Source organism: Methylobacterium radiodurans, from assembly GCF_003173735.1.
Lineage (GTDB): Bacteria > Pseudomonadota > Alphaproteobacteria > Rhizobiales > Beijerinckiaceae > Methylobacterium > Methylobacterium radiodurans.
On record NZ_CP029551.1, the window covers coordinates 79,184 to 98,299 of the forward strand.

Here is a 19,116-nt window from a genome sequence, read left to right on the forward strand (position 1 = left end):
GACCGCCCTGAGGTATCAGGGCGACCTCGACAGAAACCCTGACAAAGCGTCTTTGACGGTTACGGCCCATCCCGGCTCGACGACTGCCACGAGGTACGCAGCAGCCGCGAGGTAGAGGACCCCGACGATGGGAAGGGCACAGCGGTAAACGATGCGTCCCCGACGGATTGGGCTCTCGACGAGCCTGATCCATTCGGTCTCCGACACGAAGGCGTAAAGCTTTTTCCTCCACTCCCCCCGAGCGTCATCTGCGAGCTTATTGAAGCGGGCGTTCGTGACAACGGTCATGACGAGGCTGACGACGAGGAGGACCGCGGTCGCGAGCGTAACCCATCGCAAGACCTCCGCGCTGGTGATCTGGGAAGCCGTTGGGGACTTAAGCGCCAGCACGACGCCGGCGACTGCGAAATCGCGCCAGAGCGATGAAAGGAGGTCGCGTGTCGCCGCCTGTGCGCGGGCCACCTCGTCCTGCAAGCTCTTCCGAAGGTCCCCGAGGGTCTTCAGGGCGTCCTTGCTCTGGTCCTGCAGATGGAAGGCGTAGGCCTCCCTTGCGCTGGCGAGGCTTCCGCGCAGGAGGTGGAGGAGCCCATCCGGCCAGTGGAGCCCGTCACGCCAGTCGAGGGAGAGATGGTTGTTCAGGAACAGGAACCGCGCCTCGGCCTCGCGCGGCGCAGCGTAGACCCAGGTCGCGGCCTCGGTCAGCGGCTCCAGTATCCTCGACGGCCAATCCCGCGTCATCGGCACGACCGCCACCGGCGTGGTGCGCGGCCCCTTGACCACGACGCGCACCTCGTCGTCGACGAACCGGACCTCGTAGGGCAGGACGTAGGCAAGTTTTTCGACCGCGACGGCCGCCCAGGCATCGAACACGTCAGATCCGACCGCTGGACCGGAAGCCAGCAGCCAAGGCCCGACGAGGGGCGGCGTGCGACCGTAGGTGAGGTCGCGCACCAGCTTGCGAGGCCGCTCCGGAAGCACCTGCGGCTCCGGAGGCGTACGCTCCCCGCCCCAGGGCGAAACCGACATCGTAAGGGCGGAGAACGGCTCGAAGGGCTCGCAGACCCAGATCGCGAGCGGCGCGGACGCAAGTTCATCGGACAGCGAAGACGCGAAGCCGCCGCATGTCACGAAGTACCGCCAGCCCGGCGCGCTAGCCTTCCGCAGGATCACCTGCAGGATCTCGCCCTCGACGTCCTCGAACGGCGTGGAGGCGGGGTCGAACGCGTCCATGACTGCGCCGTGGACCTCAAGCGTCCCGTAGCCTCCCTCGGTCGCAGCCCGCGCGGCCTTGGCGAGCCGGTTCAGCAGGGCCGCGTCGGCGCATCTCGCCCCGTTGACGCGGCAGACATCCGCGTCCTCGGACACGAGCGCGCCGGGATCAGTCGCAAGGTCGGCGATCAGGCGGTGGAAGGAAGGGCCGAATCCCTCGGTCATCGCTGCGTCAGCGCGCCGGCACGGATCGTGATGACGACCGAACCGTCCGCCTGCCTCTCCCAATTGAACCGGTCCCTCGCGGCGGCGGGCACGGTGATGTCGATGTTCTCTGCCGTGCGATACCTCGTCGGCCCCGTATCCGGCAGGGCATCGGGGTCGAACGTGAACTGCTCGCCGTCGATCTCGTTGGCCGCAAGCTGTCCCCGCCAGGTCGCCCGCAGGGCCGCGGTGTCGTTCGCCCCGAACAGATCGCCGAAGAACTGGTCCGGCTCGAACTCTCGTCGCCGCGCCGCGATGTCCCTCAGGCGCTGCCGCCACTGCGAGCCGATCTCCGGCGGAAGCTCCGCGGCGTGCGTCTGCACCGTCTTGCGCAGGCTTCTCTCAACGGCCTTGGTGAGGTCGGCCTCGGCTTGGGCGCGTCGAACCCCGAGGAAGCCCCGGAAGAAGTCGGTGATCCCGGATCGCTTACTGTGGTCGACGACGACGAGTTGGCCGCCGGCGTCGTCGAGCTCGATCAGGGCCGATTTCTGCAGCGCCTTCCGGTTCTGTGTCAGCGGGTTCACCACCTCCTCCAGGACCGCCGCCGAGCCCCTCTCGACGATGTCGATGACGCGCTCGCCGTGATCGTACTTGATCAGGGAGTGGAAGCGGCGGGGCCCGGCGCTCAGGACCGTGACCATGAGAATACCGCGCTTGAAGCGTCCGTCGGGCATCTCGTGGCCCTCGGTCCGATGCAGCCTCCGCGCGAGATCCTTGGAAGCCTCGACGAAGGTCGCCGGGTCCGCCTCGATGCCGCGCAGGGCACGCAGCGTCGTCGAACCCGTGTCGAAGGTGAAGCGGTTGCCGCGGAGCGTCTCGACGACGCGCTCGATGAAGAATTCGGCGAAGCCGCCGATGGACACCCCGTCGTGCAGCGTCGGCTCGGGTTGGCCGTGGTGCACGGCGTGGAAGATGAAGCTCTCCACGCGCAAGGCTGCCTTCTCCTCGTCCGTCAGGACCCGCATACGAGGCCCCCCACCGCGAGAGCCGAGATCGCCCGCATGTCGTGTTCTCCGTTTGTTCTGTATAGCACGTCGCGGTGCGGCCGCCAGCGCGATCCGCTCGCAAACGGCGGCCGGCCCATCTCTTCAGCGCACGGCATCGAGGGTGAACTCCGGGACAGCTGGGCGGGGGGCGACCTCCGGGGACCAGACCCGCACGATGCGCCCCGGCTCGACCGGCATCCTCACGGTGAAGGCGCTGCGGAACACGGTTTGGTGCCGGCCACCCAACACGGTCCGGTTCGCGTGGTGCGCGGCGACGACCTCGGGGTCGATGATGGCGAGGTCGCACATGGCGATGTCGTGCTGACCTACCTTCCGATCCCAGGCGCGCTCCGCGTATCGGAGCACCCGGGGCCCAAAGACCTGCCTCAGGACATCCCGCGCGCGGTCGGGCCGGCCTATCTGGAAGGCGGCGTAGAGGAAATCGCGGCCATCGACGGCAACGTCCTCCACGGGTGCCTCGAAGGCGACCATCAAGGGGGTGTCGTCCTCGCCGTGCCGGTTGTGGCGCCATGCGTAGTGGGCGGCGCCTTCCTCGTCGCCGCAGGCGCAGATGGCCGGCTCGGTGGGGAGGTGCTTGCCCCGCGTATCTTCGGTGGTGAGGTCTGGCTTGGCGAACAGCTTCTCCGGCTCGGCGAGGGGCTGGTGGTACAGGTTGTAGGACCGGCCGTACTCGTGGAGGCCGCGCGCCCGGATGTCGGCCATGACGGCGTCCGCGGACGCTTTCGAGACGGCGAGCCCGCGATAAAAGGTCAGCATAGGCGCCGCCTCAGGCCGGAGGCGTCGCGGGGTGGGGGTCTGGCGGGCAGGCGTGCATGTTGCGGATCTCCTCGTCGAATCCGGCTCGACTTTAACTCGGCTTTGCCCAAGCTGAGCGGCGTCAAGGGTCAAGCTCTATCAAGGGCGCGAATTGGAACTACTGCCAAAGTGCATACGTAGGTGCTGGGCAGCCCGCGGCGACGCGGACACATCGGCTCAGTAGCCGCCCGGGCCGATCTCCAAGAACTTGAGGATTGTCGCGAGTCGCTTGGCATGGAAGATCGCGTCGGCCTGATGGGTCTCGAACCCGTATTCGTCCTCGACGGGCGCGCCGAAGTGAACGAAGGCGAGCCCAAGTTCCGGTGTGGACAAGTGAAGGAGGACGAGCAGCCTGCGGCCATCCGGCAGGGTGGCTTGCTGACCCCACCTCGTCGGCAGGCCGACCACGGTACCCATGAACTGGAACCGCACGCCCTCTCCTTCCAGTCGCGAGAAGATCGAGTCTAGCCCGGCCTCCGTCTGCATGGCGGCGAGCCAACGCTTCTCGGTTTGCCGCTTGAACCCTTCAGATAGGTAGGCCCGTTCGCCGGGCATGAGATCGTCCAGGCCAAAGCGGGTCTCGCGGAGTTCCTCCTCGATCTCACTCTCCAGGGCCTGCGCCACGTGAACCGGGGGTGGCCCGAGCGAGGCACCTGGCCGCGTCCGCCCCGACCTTGAGAAGTCGCGGACCGCGCGTTCCATGTCGAACGCCCACGACCCCTCCGGGACGAGCCAGGCGAAGACGTCTCGAAACAAGGCGTCTTTGGTGGTGCGGTCGGACTTGTCCAACATGCGCCTGATCCGCCCCGTCCACTCGCGAACCTGGCTCAGGCCGTTCGCCACACGCTCGGCGTCGTCGTGGCCCCAATCATCCTCGTCTCTGTCGAACCAGGCGGCCAGCGGCAGCAAGACGACGCGGGAACGGCCGATCCGGCCCGCGACCCCGACGACGTGTCCCCCTATTTTGAGGCGGGGGCCGCGAACAAAGCCTGGCAGACGTGTCCGTATCCATCCATCGACCTCCGGGATGCCGAGTTCGGCGATGGCGGGGAAGTCGTCGACCGAGGGCTCGGTCGGCATCTCGACCGCGGCGACCACGCGCATCGCGACCACGTCGAGCGCCGGCGCCAGATATTCCAAGGTGTCGGGCGCGTCGGGCGGCTTCGCCTTGCGGAAGTAGACCGTCTTCGAGGAGCGCCCGGGCCAGGCGCCCTCGACTTCGAATGCGACGGTGCCGTCGTCAGCCTCGACTACCGCGACCGTCTTCCCACGGCGGCGCACGATTCTCGCGGTGCCTCTTATGCAATCTGGGCGGACCGCCAGGGCATCCTCCGACGCCGACGGTCCGTGCATCCCACGGCGCCCCTGCTGCCATCGCGCGATGCCCGCGGCATCTGCGAAGCCCGGGACGACCGAGGCCCCCGAGATCGTGCAGCCGTGCTTGTGCCATGGGGGGCCGAGGTCGTCGAAGAAGACGCGCCCGCCGTTCGCTGCCATGAAGAAGAAGACAGGCTCGTAACATACCGGACAGCGAGCGTTGGGTATGGTCACATTGCGTGAGGGTGAGACCGCGTCCTCACACCTGTAGGCCCGCATGACCGGGCGCGGCACACCGGACGGCCAGTCGTCGCGGCTTACGCTGTGGTCGCTGACCCAGAAGGTCGTGCCGTGCTGGTTTGTCCGGTAATGTCCGGACCTGTCGAAGGTCGTCATTTCATAGGCACGGGGCGTTAGCGGCGTTCAAAGCCCGCGAGGATGAAAACGGGCTCGGACGTTGCCCAGGAACAGGAACCGTCATCCATCCGGGGACCGCCTCACTTCCCATAGAAGCGTCGGACCGTAGCGACGCCCGAGGTGGCCGACGCAATGCCAGTCGAATCCCCACCTACTGAACGGGCGTTCCTTGGCGACGGCGAATGCATCCGAGCCGGGCGTCTCGCTTCGGTGAAAGACCCTGAGCTCGGCGATGTCCGTGTTCGAGCCGTCAGAGACGATCAAAGCGGTGTCGCGGAGCTTTCTCGCAAGCTTGTCGAAAAGCATGGACAGCGGCTCGTGGCACTTGCGACGGCGTCCGAGGAAGCACGAGCTGGAGCTGCTTTCCCCTCCGGCCAGGGTGTCGCCGCGGTGGACGAAGACGCTGATCGAGCGGTCCGGGAACTCCGTTGCGAGCGCATACTCACCGAACCCGCGCCGTCGCTTGACGGTGACCATGCGCCCGTTCTCCTCGCTCACCATCCGAGAAGACCACACGCAAGGTGGCACGTCCTGATAGCCACGTCCGCCATCCGCCACCCGGCACGTTCTTGCATCCGGGTCACCTTCCACCACCGTGTCGACCAGCCGGAAGCTGGGCACCGGAACTGCGCAGATCCGGCCATACGTTGGGTCACAGAACCAGAAGATGTCGACTGTGGGCGAGAACGCATCGACGAGCTCGTCCCAGTCCTCGCCCGAGCAGAGATAGAACAGGACCCCGCCAGCGGCGACGGCGAGCACATCCTTGGCGAGGCCAGGGATCACGCCGCCGCCTGCATGGGGCCCGGCAGGAGTTCGCTGCCGGTGCCGGTCGAGAGGATGAGCAGCCGCTTCTTGGCCCGGGTGGCCGAGACATGCAGGAGCGCCCGCTCGGCGTCGATGATCGAGCGGCGCACCGCGGCGTCAGGTGCGTTGTCGAGGAGCCAGCGTGGGGGGAGCACGCCGGCGTTGACCTCGACCAGCGCCACCGCGGCGAACTCAAGTCCTTTGGCCCGGTGCATCGTGCAGGCGCGGATGCCCGGCTTCGCCCGGTCGTCGGGCGCGCGGCGCTGGAGCATGACCACGCCATAGCCTTTCGCCTTGAGGGCATCGGCCGACGCGCGGACGAGGTCGTTGGTCCGGGCGAGGACGCAGATCTCGCTCTCGTCGATTCCCTCCGCCTTGCACGCCTCGATCCACGCGAAGAGTTCGGCGCGTCCCATCTCGGCGGTCGGCTGCGTGACGACCTTCGGCTCCGGGCCGTGGAACAGGCTGCGGTAGCCCCTCAGGTCGTCGGTCGCCTCGTCGAGGTCGTCGACCGGCACGCCCTGGACGACGGCCTCGGCGAAGCGACGGATCTCGTCGGAGGTGCGGTAGCAGATCCTGAGCTTCCGGCTGCGGCCCCGCACGTTGATGCCGCACTTCGCCATCGGGGCCCGGCGTCCGTAGATGCGCTGGTGGGCGTCACCGACGATGAAGATGCCGTTCGGCGCCGTCGCGCCGTCCAGCTTCGGCGCGATCTCGGCGATGAGCCGGAACGCCTGCATGCCGAGGTCCTGCGCCTCGTCGACGACGACGGCCCGGTACGGGAGCAGCGCGGGCTTGGCCTGGAGCAGCTCCCGCGCATCCCGATAGGCGTCCTCGGGTTCGGACAGGCCCTCCGCGTCGAGGCGCGCGCGATAGGCGGCGAAGACGGCCCAGACCTTCTCCTTGGTCTTCCTGTCGAGCGAGGTCCCGCGTCCCGTCCGCTGCACCCGAAGATAGCTGCCGAGGTCGGAGATCCCGTTCGCCTGGACCACCTGCCGCCACTCGTTCTGCAGGTAGTCCAGCGTGACCGACAGGTCGCGACCCTGCGTGTGGTAGGCGTGCTCCCAAGCCTCCTTCTGGCGGCGGTCCTCGGCGTAGAGGATCTCGCGGGTGTAGCCCTGCCGGCGGAGGAAGTCGGTGACCCAGTTGTCGAGGTTCACCACCTCGATGCGGGCCATCTGCTCGGCCGAGCACAGGTTGGCGAGGTCGGCCCGCACGTCCGCCGCGAGGTTCGAGGTGAACGTCGTGAACAAGATGCGACCGCTCGCGTCGTTGGTCGCGACCAACTGCTCGGCGAGCCGACGCGCGCGATGCATGGCCACGACCGTCTTGCCGGTCCCGGCTCCACCGCGGACCAGTGCCGGCCCGTTCCATGCCTGCTCGACGAGCTTGCGCTGGGAAGGATGCAGGAAGATGCGCCAGAACTCCAGCGGCTCGTCGAGCATCTTCTGGAGCTCGTCGTCGTTCTCGGCCAGCCAGAAGGTCCGCCGGCTCTCAGGCGTGCGCAACGCCGCCGCGAAGTCCTCCTCCGTGACCTTGGCGCCCCTGCCCCGCTCCAGCTCCTCCATCGTCTCTTCGACGGTGAAGCCCGCCGCAAGACAGACCAGGGCGTCATAGGCATCGGCGGGGATGCCCTTGCCGCTCTCCTCAAGCTCGGCCTCCGAACGCAGGGCACGCACCGCCGGCAGCAGCGCCTCCGGGAGGCCGAGCCGGACGAGGTCGGCGTCATTCACCCCCTCGAACAGCGGCCGCGCCGCCTCGCCGACATCGGGGGCAGCGGCCGGCTGGGCCTGTCGGAGCTCGGTCAGGCTCAGGTCCGTCACCTGCACCGCCGACGTCGTCGGGTTCACGTCGAGGACCCGGTTGCGGGCCCAGCGGTAGGCGTCGTCGTGCTTGTCCATCCACATCACGATCAGGGCGCCGGCCCGGTCGTACACGATGGCTCGGTGGCCCTGGTCGATGCGGGCCGACTTCATGTGCCGATCGCGCGCGCCCTCGATGCTCTCGAAGTTGATCCCGTTCGCGCCGGGGTCGTTCTTGAGTTGCAAAATGAGCTTGGCCGCCTTGTCCTGCACACCGCGCGGAAGGCGGTTCTGCGAGAGCAGGGCGTCGATCATGATGTGGACGTCGCGCTTCCTCGCGGTCATGCCGCCTCTCCCATCGCGTCCGCGAAGATGTCCTCGCTCCCGGTGTAGACCACCACGGTCCAACCCAAGAACAGCCCGGCTTGGGCCTCCTCAAGCACCACGCCGTGCCGAGCCGCGGGCCAAGCCAGTTCGAGGTTGCCGGCGACCTCGCCGTCGGCGCCCTCAACCTCGTAGAGTACCTCCGGGGCCGGCACAGGCGGCGTCTTGGCCCGCAGCGCCCGGACCGCGTCCAGGAGTTCGGGGCTGACCCACTTCTCGACGTCGTCCCAGGCTGCCGCGTCCTCGTGGGGCGTGCCGTCTTGGCCCTTCGGCGGGGGCGCCGGTTCGAGCGTCATGCCCTCCGGGCAGCCGACGTAAACCCGGGCTCCATACTGCAGGAGATTCAGCAGCCGCAGTCCGCCGTTCCACGCCTTCAGCGCCCCCGGCGATGCACTCGCGCGATGCTCGATTCCCACCACGACTGCCGTCCCGTCCGGCTCGGGCCAAGCCTGCCCCTTCCAGCCCTTCGGGACGGCAGCGGCGACGCAGCCGAGGTTGGGAGCGACATGGAGCCCGAACATCGCGGTACCCTCCAAGTCCTCCAGCATCTCGCGCGCCCGCTCACCCGCGAACCGCTCGGCCGCGTCGAGGGTCGTCGTGAGGTCCCGGCACTCCCGCGCGCCCATCAGGAAGAGCCCGGCAGCCAGCAAGGCCGCCCGCGCAGCCCAGGCCGCCGGATCGGCTTCGCGGACGTAGCGGAGGAACTGCGGGAAAGTGTCCTCGCCGGTCACGGACCGGAGGTCGGCCATCCGCCCGGGCCCATCGGGCAGCCGTTCGAGCAGCGTGTCCGGGAACGCGGCCAGAGGATCCCAGAAATGCTTGGGACCGCCCGCCGCCGAGGACTTCTCGACGTCGTTCCAGGTCAGCGACCAGACGAAGGCCCGACCGGACCGCACGATGGCTTGGCGGGCCGAAAGGTCGGCCGCGACACGGGCGGCATGCCACTCCCAACCATCGACGTAGATCGCGACGGGTCGCCTTCCGGCACCGGGCACCGTGGGCCATAGCACGAAGTCGACGCGCGTCTTGGGGACGTCCGGGAACTTCTCGTGCAGGTGGACCTGCTGCTCCAGGCGCCACTCGCCGGCGCCGAGGGAGACGAGGTAGCCCGGCTTGCCCGAGATAACGGTCTTCGTGAACTTGCCACCCTCGGCCTTCACGGCGTCGCGGAAGCGGGCTAGGAACATGTGCTCCAGCTCGCTCTCAAGCGCCTTGTTGAGCTTGATGTCGCTCACCGTCGCGATGGCGTGCAGGCCGTCCCAGCCGGCGAGTATCTCGGAGAGAATGCCGGAAGCGAGGTCGCGCGAGATCTCACCACGGCCGAACGTGGCCGCGTGCGACCGGAGGCAGCGCGGGCAGCCATCCTTGCGCGGGTCGGAGTTGCAGACGCAGTCCCGCATATGGGCCAGCGCGCCCGCGAAGACGTCGCGGAACTCCTCCGGCTTGTTGGCGAGCTGCTTGAGGTACCCGGTGCCGCCCGGGACGGTGTCGTAGACGTAGAGGTGGCGCCGGCTGAGGGGCCCCTCCTTCGTCTCGACGAGCGAGGAACGGAGATGGTCGACCTTGCCCCGGAAGTGGAGGCGCAGCCCGAGGTCAATGGCGGCCCTCAGGGACTTCACGGCGTTGTCGTCGCTGGACTTCGCCAGCGGCAGCAGCATCCGGACCGCCTCCGAGGTGAACTCGCGGTAGAGGTAGACCACCGAGACGTAGGTGTCATCGCTCTCGGACTTGATCTCCTGGCAGCGCGGGACGTGCAGGCCGACCTTCGACCCATCTCGACGGAGGCGCCGGATCTCGTTGGCCTCCTGCACCTTGCCGCAGCTCCGGCACATGGAGAACCCGTGGCCGTGGCGGCGTTCGCCGGCGACCTTCTGACCGGAGGGGTTGTCCCCCCGTTCGCCGAAGTTCACCTCGCGGAACGTGCAGCGGCGCAGGTGCTCGTAGGCGAAGGGGAGGACGGCGTCTTCGACCGCGTAGGCAGCCCCCACCTGGTCGCGCTCGAAGGCCGGGAGGTAGTCGCGGTCGAAGAAGTGGCGGTCTCGCTCGTCGGCGTCGTCGCCGATCCGCGAGCCGCGTTCGCTTCCAACCGCCAACACCTGCTTGAGGCGGATCATGGGGCGCCGCGACCCGACGTCGGCCCACATGGCCGATCCGCACGACGGGCACGGCGCCTCGGTCGTGGACGCCTCTGCAACCGCCATGTGCGTGCAGTCCGGGCAGACGCGCCAGTGCTCGATGGGCGAGGCCGACAGGTCGACTTGGTCGATCTTCAGCTTCTTGCCGTCGGCGTAGAACACGGCGCTCGGCGCGAACTCGGCCAGCGCCGCCGCGGCCGGGCGCATGTACTCCGTGACGACCGGCTCGTTCTCCTCGTCCGGGGCAGTGTCCGACCGGTAGAGGACCGACTTCAGGGTGACCCCCTGCTCGGGGAAGGCGTAGTTCGGCAACACGCCCCGGTCGGTCAGGAATCCCAAGTTGTCGCCGTCACGGATGCCGTCGCGGATGCGGGCGAGGGCCCGCTTCTCGGCCTTGAGCGCCGTGACGCGCTCTTGCAGGTCCAGGGGCGGCGGCACCATGGCCTTCGCCTTGGTCTCCATCGTCGTGCAGGCCGAGATCCGCTGCTGGACCGAAGTCACCTCGTGGGCGACGTCGGCGTACTCGCTCGCCACCAGGTGGGTCAGGCCCTCCCTTTCGCCGCCAACGGCGAAGGCGTGCAGGATGGCGGTGGTCTCGCTGTCGTCCCGCACCCGCGGGAACAGGCGGCAGAAGCCCTCGAACAGGCGCTCGGCGTTGGCCTGCACGAAGTCGAACCAGTAGAGCGGGAATGCATTGCGGTTTCCGGCCTGGATGGCCTTCAGGGCGTCGCCGACCTTGCCGTAGCCCCTGATGCCCGAGCCCTGCTCCGCGACCCAGCAATCGAGCGTGTAGGCCGCGAACTGGCGCCGAAGGATGGCAACCGCCTTCAGGTGCACGCCGGGCGTCTTCACCTTGCCGGAGATCATCTCCTGCGGATCGACCCAGTACCACATGTCGTGCGGCCGTCCGTTGGCGACGGTCACGTTCAGCGAGTTGCCGTCGCGCCGGCCGGTGCGCCCGATCCGCTGGACGTAGTTCTGCTGCTCGGGCGGGACCGAGCATAGGACGAGCGTCGAGAGGTCGCCGATGTTGATGCCCATCTCCAGCGTCGGCGTCGCCGAGAGCAGGTTCGGGTACCAGGTCCGCGGGCTGCCGGTCATGAACCGGCTCTCAACCCGCAGGCGCTCCTCCCGGCCGAGTAAGCTGGTGTGCTCCGCCGCGAGTACCCGCTTGATCCGCCCCTTGGTCAGCAGCGAGGTCCGGTAGCGGCCCCGGTCATCGGCCGTATCATGTTGCAGGGCGCCGTCGCAGCCGACGCGGGTGCAGCGCATGCCTGCCCAGGCGCCGCCGAGCGCGGTAGGTATGCGATGGTCGTTGCCGCAGGCGTTGCAGCGCAGCAGAGCGGTCTCTGAATAGGCACGCACCGCCTCCGGCCGGAGGCCCCAGGCCGCGCTCACCGACGGGTCCCGGCCAGTGCCGATAGCGACCCGCTCGACGACGCCCTGGTGCTCCAGAACGCGGAACAGGAGAGCGTAAGCGTCCCGGTACAGAGTGCCGGTCAGCGTGAGGGCGTGGTCGAAGCACTTGTGGAACCAAGGCACGTACCAGCCGCCGACGGCGTCGCTCGCAACGGGCTCGAACCCCTTCATCACTCGGTTGGAAGGGAAGACCGGGCGGGGCGCCGACGGGGCGTACTGCGGTAGCGACTTGCCGTTCTCGTGCGCCCGGGTGACCGCGAACCAGTTCGCCTCGCGCTGGGCGAACATCCGGGTGACGTCGTCGAACACCGCGCCGCGGGCGCGCATGTGATCGAGCGTGCCGAGGACGAAGTGGCGAACCTCGGCTTCCGTGAGGTGGGCCGGCATCCCGGCCTCGTCGCCCATCCGGGCCATGAAATTGCCCAGCGCCCGCTCGACCAGCGCCGGTTCGACGTGCGGCGCGACGAGGCCCGTGCGCTCGACCGTGGCGCCGAGCCGCGACCGGAAGGTGAGCTCCGCGAGTGCTTCCCAGGTCAGGCGCTGGCCGAGGTACTTGGGTAGCAAGCTGGTCCTGTCGAGCATGTCCTCTGACAGAAGAAGGCGGTAGTCCCGTCTCCACTCCATGTCGGCCGGAAGGTAGGTCGCCACGAAGTCGTCGGTGCCTTTGCCCGGCCCGAGCGCACGGTGTAGGGCCCCAGGCACCTCGTCGAACAAGGTCTTGAGGTCGGTATCGACCTTCTCACACACGAAGCGGGATAGACCGGCCCGGAAGACGTTCGTGGCGTTCCGGGCCTGGAGCACTGCGGCGCGGTGGGCGGCGTCCTGCACCGAGTCCGAGAAGGTCAGCAGCTTCGGGTCGTCGTTGTGCTCGGAGCCGAAGATCGTGCCGGTCATCCCGGACACAAGGGTCACTGCCTGGGCGCCCAGGATGCCCATGCCGCTCGGGCTCCCGCAGAACGGGCAGTCATGATCGACGCGGAAGCGCTCGTCGGTGAGGCGTCCGGGCTTGTGGATGTAGGCCTGGATGAGCGCGTCCGGCTCGGCCTTGCAGGACGTGCAGCCTCCCTCCGGCTTGGCTTCCGCCTCGGTCGGCACCAGGCACTTCGTGCAAAGCCAGACCGGTCGGGTTTGGCCCACCACCTTCCGGGTGCGCGAGACCGGGACCTCTCGGAAGACGAACCGCAACCTGTCGGAGTAGCCGAAGTAGGACTGGTAGACGTCCTTTGGCTCGGCGCTGATCGGGCGGCGGTCGTCGTTCGCCAGCGTCGTCGCCCAGCCGGCGCCCCCGCAGGAGCGGCAGTGGACTACCGGCAGCGCGCGCCGCTGCTCGTCGAGGCCCAGGTCGTCGTGGTGACGCAGCAGGGGCGTGTCCTCGACGGTTGCCACCATGCGGCGGAGCTCGCGGACCCAGAGTTGGTGGCGCACGCTGAAGAACGGCAGGGGCACCGGGTGTCCAGCGGCGTCGACCGCGTCCGGGTAGGTGCGGCGGGCATGCGCGATCAGCGCCGTCAGGGTGTCCAGCAGGGCGTCGAGGTAACTGTCGCCGAAAGCCCGGTAGAGGCGGTTGCCGCGCAGCCCGTCGCGGATGGCTACGTAGGAGGTCGGGCGCCCCTGCAGCACCTTGAGGAGGTTCTGGAAGAAGAGGTGGCCGTCGACCATCTCGCCAAGGGCGATCCGCCCCGCGGTCCCGGCGAGGTCCGGCGGCGCCTCGCCCCCGAACCATGCGTGGTAGGTCCGGGCCAGTAGGTCGGCCGGCGCGAGGTCGTCAATGGCCCGGGCAATGCCGAGCACTTCGGTCTCGGCCGGGACATCGAGCGACGAAACCTGCACCGGCTGGAGATACTCCATGACCGATTGCCGGTCCTCCAGCACCACCGCCGCACGGTCGAAGGGCTCGTCGAAGATCTCCTCTGCGTAGGCGACGAGGTCGCCGAGAGCCTCGGGCCCCCCCAGCGTCGCCGAGGTTCCGACGCAGCAGAGATCGCCCCGCCGCATGCCGAGGCGCGCCTTGAGGCGCCGCACGAGGCTCGCCAGATCGGTGCCCTGCGCGCCGTCGAAGGTGTGGAGCTCGTCCACGACGAGGTAGCGGAGGGTCTCGGGGCCGTTCAATGACCAGATCTCGCGCTCGTCAGGGCGGACGAGCATGTAGTCCAGCATCTTGTAGTTGGTGAGCAGGATGTCCGGCGGGTCGCTGACCAGCGCCTCGCGGGAATCGATGACGCCCTCCCTGGTCATCGACGTCGAGGGCTTCTTCGGCTTCTCGTCGGCGTAGATGCCGACCCGCAGGCCCTTGAGCGCCGGATTGTCCGCGACCAGACGCGCGATCCGTCGGGCTTGGTCGGTGGCCAGCGCGTTCATCGGGTAGATGAGGATGGCCTTGATGCCCTTGACGGGCTTGGCGCGCAGGCAGCCGTCGAGGATGGGCAGAAGGAAGCACTCGGTCTTGCCCGAGCCGGTACCGGTGGCGACCAGGGTGGAGAGCGGACGGGCCGCCGAGAGCCGCTCGAAGGCGCGCTCCTGGTGCTTGTAGGGGCGGAAGCCGAGCGGGATGGCGGGGAAAAACTCCCCCGCCCGGTCGCTGCGACGGAACGGCATGTCGAGCGACAGCCAGGGGCCCTTGGCGAGGCTGTCCAGCTCGTCGACGAACCGGTCGACCAGGCCGCGGAATCCCTTGGTCGAGGGCGAGAACGAGGCGCGGAGTTGGTCCTCGACGCCGTTCCGAACCTGCCTGGCGAGGATAGAGGGCAGCATCAGGCGGCCTGCCTCTGTTCATGGGAGGCGAAGAACGCCCAGGCCCGACGATAATCGGCCTCACGGTCACAGGTCACGAATGGAGCCTTGTAGGTGCGGCGGACTTTGGTCTTGCCACTAGGCAGGAAATCGATCATTTGATCGCATTCAAGTTGCTCGCCAGCAGGAAGATTTGCGTACATATCCTCCCATTCGCGTCCGGTCGGCTTCTTCCCGTCTTTCTTGCGCCAACCAATTCCAGTCACGCTTTTAGAGCTAGTCCACACTATCTTCCCGTGCGCATCATACCATGTGTTGCGCTCATTCTCATCAAGAACGTGGAATTGCGTGCGATATATTTCGATTAGCTGATCAAGACTAAGTTCGAGTGCCTGAGCTACTAATACATCTATCTCAACCAAAGCCATCCGGCGTGCAAAATCGGTGCGGATAGCAGCTTCTCTTGTCCACGGTGATTTGCAAGCGCTGTCGTGACTCGCATCAATCGCTAGTCGGGCGTCGTCCGAACTCCATGCTAGGTATTTCAGTTCTGACGCATGGCGATTCCATATGGCTTCGTACGAGCTTGTCAGGCAATTAAGGCGTAGTGCCCTTTGTATAGCTGTGCCACCGACGTTTACCCACGGAAAAAACCTCAAGCTTGACTCACGGAAGTCGGACAACCCCGTCGCCTTGACGATGAAATCGAATGGAAGCGACATCCACAGAGGCAATGCGGAAAGTAACGTTTCCTCATTTTTAAACGCGATGCTCTCTATGCTGTCGACATGCGCCACTCCAGGAGGGATGAGAGCGGCGACAAGTGTTCTCTCACTCAAAACGTCCAGACGCCTTCGAAGTGCAATCCGAAACGGTTCCGTATGTGCAAGTTTATGATCCCAATTTAACCGGGTAATGGCAGCCTTATACTGCATTTTCTCGACGCCAGGAGCGAAATAATTACGTGTGTAATAAATGTCTGGCGTCTCACTTAAATCGACTTCAATCTCCTTCCTTCCGGTTGAGTCGGGGCATTTGAAGAATGGGTTGCCGACATGAAGCAGCGAGCCGGTAAGAATTGCTTGATCGGCGGAAGCAGGGAAAGAGAGTTCGTCCTTGATTGTCCCCCCACGCGATGAGCCGCTTTCGTGCCATAGCGGTTTCATCTGAAAAGGCTGCGCCTCTTCCGAGAAAGTGACTTTGCCGTTTGCAAATTGTCGAAATACGTCAAGAGTTTCAATTGAAAATGGGTACAGAAATCTTGTCTCGGTTGACAGCTTTCCTTCGTCTTCGATTACAGAGGAGAAAACTCTAAGAACTCGTTCGTCCACGCTCACGATGCGCTTCTTGTGGCCACGCGTGTCCCACCCCCCAGACTGCTTCCTGAGGCCGGGCACGGGACCAACTCCGTCATGTTCATAGCATTCATCGACCATAGAAGGCAGGAGCAGGGAGGCGATATGGTCAAATTTTACCTCGGAGCTGCTGCCGCGATATACATTCAAGCTAAAAGTCTTGCGATCTTTTACTTCGGCAAACATGCGCCTTGTTATTGAATTTCGGAAATGATAATGACTCTTAACACGGCTGTACCATGTCTTTCTGAAATTTGAACCGTCTGGATCAGTCAGATGATTGTCTTGATGGATGAGGGCTCCACATCCATCTTTCGATGTGATGCGAAAGGTCAGGTCGATGAAGCCCTTGTAGAGATTTGCTTGCCCTCCACCTAGATGCGGATAGCATGTTGGGGACGCCAAGAAGGATTGCAGGCCGCCAACCTCGACATAGTCATTCAAATATCTACGCTCAGCGCCCTCATTAGATCGTAAAATCCGTAGCTTAGATTTCTCGACTACTGCAGCTTTAGCCTCCCGAATGCCGAATATGGGTTCCTGCTCACTCAGAACATGTGCGTCGATCCAAGTGGGCTTCAGCCAGGGCGGATTGCCGATTACGAGGTCGAATCCGCGTCGCTCCCGCATGACGTCCGCAAATTCCAAGTCAAAATGCATGAAGCGTCGGCTGCTAGCGACATTCATAGCAGTCGGCATCCACGGCGACGCCGCGATGAGCTTGTCCACGTCGACATCGCTGAAAAGATCGTCCCGTCTGAGGTCGACCACGCGCTCCTCGGCACGGAATAGCACGCTCGCGCCCTTCTCGGCCGGCAAGGTAATGGTCTCAAACAGGCGCCCCTGCGGCGAGCCCGTCGCGAAAGCGTTGATGGTTACGCTCTGCCCCTCGACGCCTTGCGTCAGGACGAGGTCGAGATCCTGGAAGAACTTAGTGCGGGATGGCAGCAGACCGGCCTTGTCGACGGGCCAGAACCAGAGGGCGCACCAAGCGTCCATGGCAGCCCGCAAACGCCGCCATGCCACCGAGTTGCGCACGCCCTGGCCTTGGAAGGTTGCGAGCCGCCGGATCTTCTCCTGGAAGTCAACGTGCCTCTCGTCGCCCCGCGGCGCCGACGGCCAGATGGTGATGTCGTCGTTCACCTCGCCGCGCATCTCGTGCAGCCGGTCGGCGACGTCCTCGAACAGGGTATCGACCGTGGCTGAGAGGCGGCGCACGGTCGCGGCCTCGTCGGCATCGAGCGGGCGCACGAAGTCCTTTCGCCACTCGGCCATCGTCTTCCAGTCGTCCGGGGCGAGCGGCCGAACGATGTTGACGTCGTAGGCGCACATGCCGGGGTCCGGCAGAAGGAAGTGCCAGACCTCGTCGGGCGCGCGGTTCTCGCCCGACCAGCCGATCTCGCGCGGCTTGCGGCTGTACCAACGGTCCTCCTCCTTGCGCGCCGTCAGCGACACGCCTGGGAAGACCGCGCGGCGGGCGCCGACAAGCGAGTTGCCGGCATGGACCTGATCCTCAAACCACGGCGCGAAGCCGCCGGCGTGCAGGCAGTTCAACCAGAGAGAGACCTGCCCGAGCTCGACCGCGACCGGATTAAGGTCGACGCCGAACACGTTCCGGTCGGCGAGGAAAGCCCTGACCTTCTGGCGCTCGTAGGCGTAGCTCTCGTGCGGGATGCGCTGCCCGACCTCGGCCTGCTTGAGTTCGAGGTACCGGTCGGCGAGCTGGTTCACGACCTCGACGAGGAATGCCGCGGAGCCCATCGCCGGCTCGACTACCTTCAGCTCCAGGATGTCGTCGGCGGTCTTGCCGGCAAGCAGCTCCTTCAGCGCGTACTTGACCAGCACGCGCGCCAGCGGCTCCGGCGTGTAATACGAGGCCGAGTTCTCGCGATTGCGGCCGGCTAGGCGGTAGATGAACGTGCCGCGCGGGTAGGTCCGAGGCACGTTGTCGTCGTAGACGAACTCGCCTTCAAGCGGCGTGGCGCCCTGGACGAAGTCACCGGCCCGGCGCTTGGGCGCGAAGAACGCCGCCTCCAAGGGGCCCGGCGCCGGCTTCCCGGCGGGCTTGAGCTCGATCAGGTCCTCGGTGGCGAAGAACCCAGAGAACGAGAGCAAGGACTCATAGACGGCGCCTAGCTGCGAGATGCCGAGCTGGGCATAGGAGATGCGGCCGCGGCCACGACCGCGCTCCCCACGCGAAAGCGACAGGAGCTCAATGACCTGCTGCATCTTCTCGTTGCGGAAGCGCAAACCACCGAGATAGGTGCCGATGGCGTCCGGGTCGAACAGGCGCGCCCTAACTGCGTGGAAGGTGAACGCCTCGCCCTCGCTCCGAGCTGCCGGTGTCCCTTCGAAGACCAGCGCGAACAGAGCGTCCAGCGTGTCCGAGATGTAGTGACCCTCTCGGTCCTCCTCGGTTTCAAGAGGCACCAGTTCGAGCTCCCGCAAGCTCTCCAGGCTGTAGCCCGTCCGGTACGCCTTGGCCTTCATCGGCGCGAAGCCGAGCTCCGGGCGCGCTTCGATGAAGAACAGGAACAGCAGGCGGTACATGTACCGCAGGCACTCGGTCGTCAGCCGGTCGGCGTCGAGGAGGTTCTCGCCCGAGAACACACCCTCCTTGTTGGCGCGCCGCTTAGCGACGATGAGCTCGGCCGCCTCGTTACCGAGGATCTCGATAGCCTTCCGCAGGGCGAATTTCAGGTCCTGCGAGACGCCGAAGGCGTGGCGGTGGCTCTCCTCGTCGATGCGGTCGATAAGTGGCGTTCCGGAGCCTGGGGCGAGGGAGTCGGCGTGCAGCAGTGCGGCTGTGACACCCAGGGTCGCGCCCTCGGAGCGCCCGAAGATCTCGGCGAACTGGAAGCGCAGGAGGCGGCTATCCGGCCACTTACGCCGGTCGATCAGCACCGCCTGCGAGAGGCTGAGGAGAAGGACGAAGCGCGGTGGCTCGGCCAGGCCGAACACTCCGCGGGTCACGGCGACTTCGGCCGTGTCCTTGCGCCGACGGGCGATGTCGAGCGCGGTCTCGATGTTCTCGAACTGCTCGCACCGAAACCGGACCTGCAGGGGGTCGGTCTCGAAGTCGGCACCGCCCGGCGACGGGACCTCGACCACCCAGACTTGGTCCTCGCCGTTGCCAAGGGCACGCCGGGCGAGCACAGGGACGAGCTTCTCCTCGGCGTCGGGCAGGAGCTCCGACCGGCGCTCGTAGCCGAGGGCGTCCAGGAATTCGTGGGCGAACTCGCGCGCGATCAGCAGGCGCTTCTGGTCGGAACGCTCGTCGAGGTACTGGGCGGATAGGCGGCGCCAAACGGTCCCAACCTTCGCGAGCCGGCGGTTCGGCGGCGTTCCGCCGGCCTTCTCGGCCTCGCGCCAAGCAGCGAAGGTCTCCTCGATGTCACCCTCGAAGACCGTGGTCAGGTAGTGCTCCGAGTAGAACTCGTTCTCGTTCGAAATGCCGGCGAGCGCGATGGGCATG

8 protein-coding genes are annotated in these 19,116 nt (G+C 66.4%); all 8 read right to left on the reverse strand.

Annotated elements, in window-relative coordinates:
• Positions 1–15: 15 nt before the first annotated feature.
• Positions 16–1,434, reverse strand: coding sequence for a hypothetical protein (locus DK427_RS00405; RefSeq protein WP_109949534.1), 1,419 nt, complete (start codon positions 1,432–1,434; stop codon positions 16–18).
• Positions 1,431–2,438 (reverse strand): nucleoid-associated protein, encoded by a 1,008-nt coding sequence (locus tag DK427_RS00410; protein WP_109949535.1) that lies wholly within the window; start codon positions 2,436–2,438, stop codon positions 1,431–1,433. The genes DK427_RS00405 and DK427_RS00410 overlap by 4 nt, the downstream gene beginning before the upstream one ends.
• Before the next feature lie 123 nt (positions 2,439–2,561).
• Entirely contained in the window at positions 2,562–3,236 is a 675-nt protein-coding gene (locus DK427_RS00415) for a hypothetical protein (protein ID WP_109949536.1), read from the reverse strand.
• A gap of 216 nt (positions 3,237–3,452) precedes the next feature.
• Positions 3,453–4,988 carry a hypothetical protein gene (locus DK427_RS00420; protein ID WP_162559632.1) on the reverse strand — a complete coding sequence of 512 codons (1,536 nt, stop codon included), beginning with the start codon at positions 4,986–4,988 and terminating at the stop codon, positions 3,453–3,455.
• 81 nt (positions 4,989–5,069) lie between these two features.
• Positions 5,070–5,795 (reverse strand): hypothetical protein, encoded by a 726-nt coding sequence (locus DK427_RS00425; RefSeq protein WP_109949538.1) that lies wholly within the window; start codon positions 5,793–5,795, stop codon positions 5,070–5,072.
• Positions 5,792–7,963: a UvrD-helicase domain-containing protein gene (locus DK427_RS00430; RefSeq protein WP_109949539.1), complete on the reverse strand. Its 2,172-nt coding sequence runs from the start codon at positions 7,961–7,963 to the stop codon at positions 5,792–5,794. Before DK427_RS00430 ends, DK427_RS00425 begins: the two co-directional genes overlap by 4 nt.
• Positions 7,960–14,307 carry a DEAD/DEAH box helicase gene (locus tag DK427_RS00435; protein ID WP_109949540.1) on the reverse strand — a complete coding sequence of 2,116 codons (6,348 nt, stop codon included), beginning with the start codon at positions 14,305–14,307 and terminating at the stop codon, positions 7,960–7,962. The genes DK427_RS00430 and DK427_RS00435 overlap by 4 nt, the downstream gene beginning before the upstream one ends.
• The gene (locus DK427_RS00440) at positions 14,307–19,115 is read right to left on the reverse strand and encodes a DNA methyltransferase family protein (RefSeq protein WP_109949541.1); all 4,809 of its coding nucleotides are present in this window, start codon (positions 19,113–19,115) and stop codon (positions 14,307–14,309) included. The genes DK427_RS00435 and DK427_RS00440 overlap by 1 nt, the downstream gene beginning before the upstream one ends.
• Position 19,116: the final 1 nt, after the last annotated feature.

Excerpts from the sequence above, each read along its gene's own strand:
- DK427_RS00405 (WP_109949534.1), bottom strand. The coding sequence starts at position 1,434 with ATGACCGAGGGATTCGGCCCTTCCTTCCACCGCCTGATCGCCGACCTT.
- DK427_RS00410 (WP_109949535.1), bottom strand. The coding sequence starts at position 2,438 with ATGCGGGTCCTGACGGACGAGGAGAAGGCAGCCTTGCGCGTGGAGAGC.
- DK427_RS00415 (WP_109949536.1), bottom strand. The coding sequence starts at position 3,236 with ATGCTGACCTTTTATCGCGGGCTCGCCGTCTCGAAAGCGTCCGCGGAC.
- DK427_RS00420 (WP_162559632.1), bottom strand. The coding sequence starts at position 4,988 with ATGACGACCTTCGACAGGTCCGGACATTACCGGACAAACCAGCACGGC.
- DK427_RS00430 (WP_109949539.1), bottom strand. The coding sequence starts at position 7,963 with ATGACCGCGAGGAAGCGCGACGTCCACATCATGATCGACGCCCTGCTC.
- DK427_RS00435 (WP_109949540.1), bottom strand. The coding sequence starts at position 14,307 with ATGCTGCCCTCTATCCTCGCCAGGCAGGTTCGGAACGGCGTCGAGGAC.
- DK427_RS00440 (WP_109949541.1), bottom strand. The coding sequence starts at position 19,115 with ATGCCCATCGCGCTCGCCGGCATTTCGAACGAGAACGAGTTCTACTCG.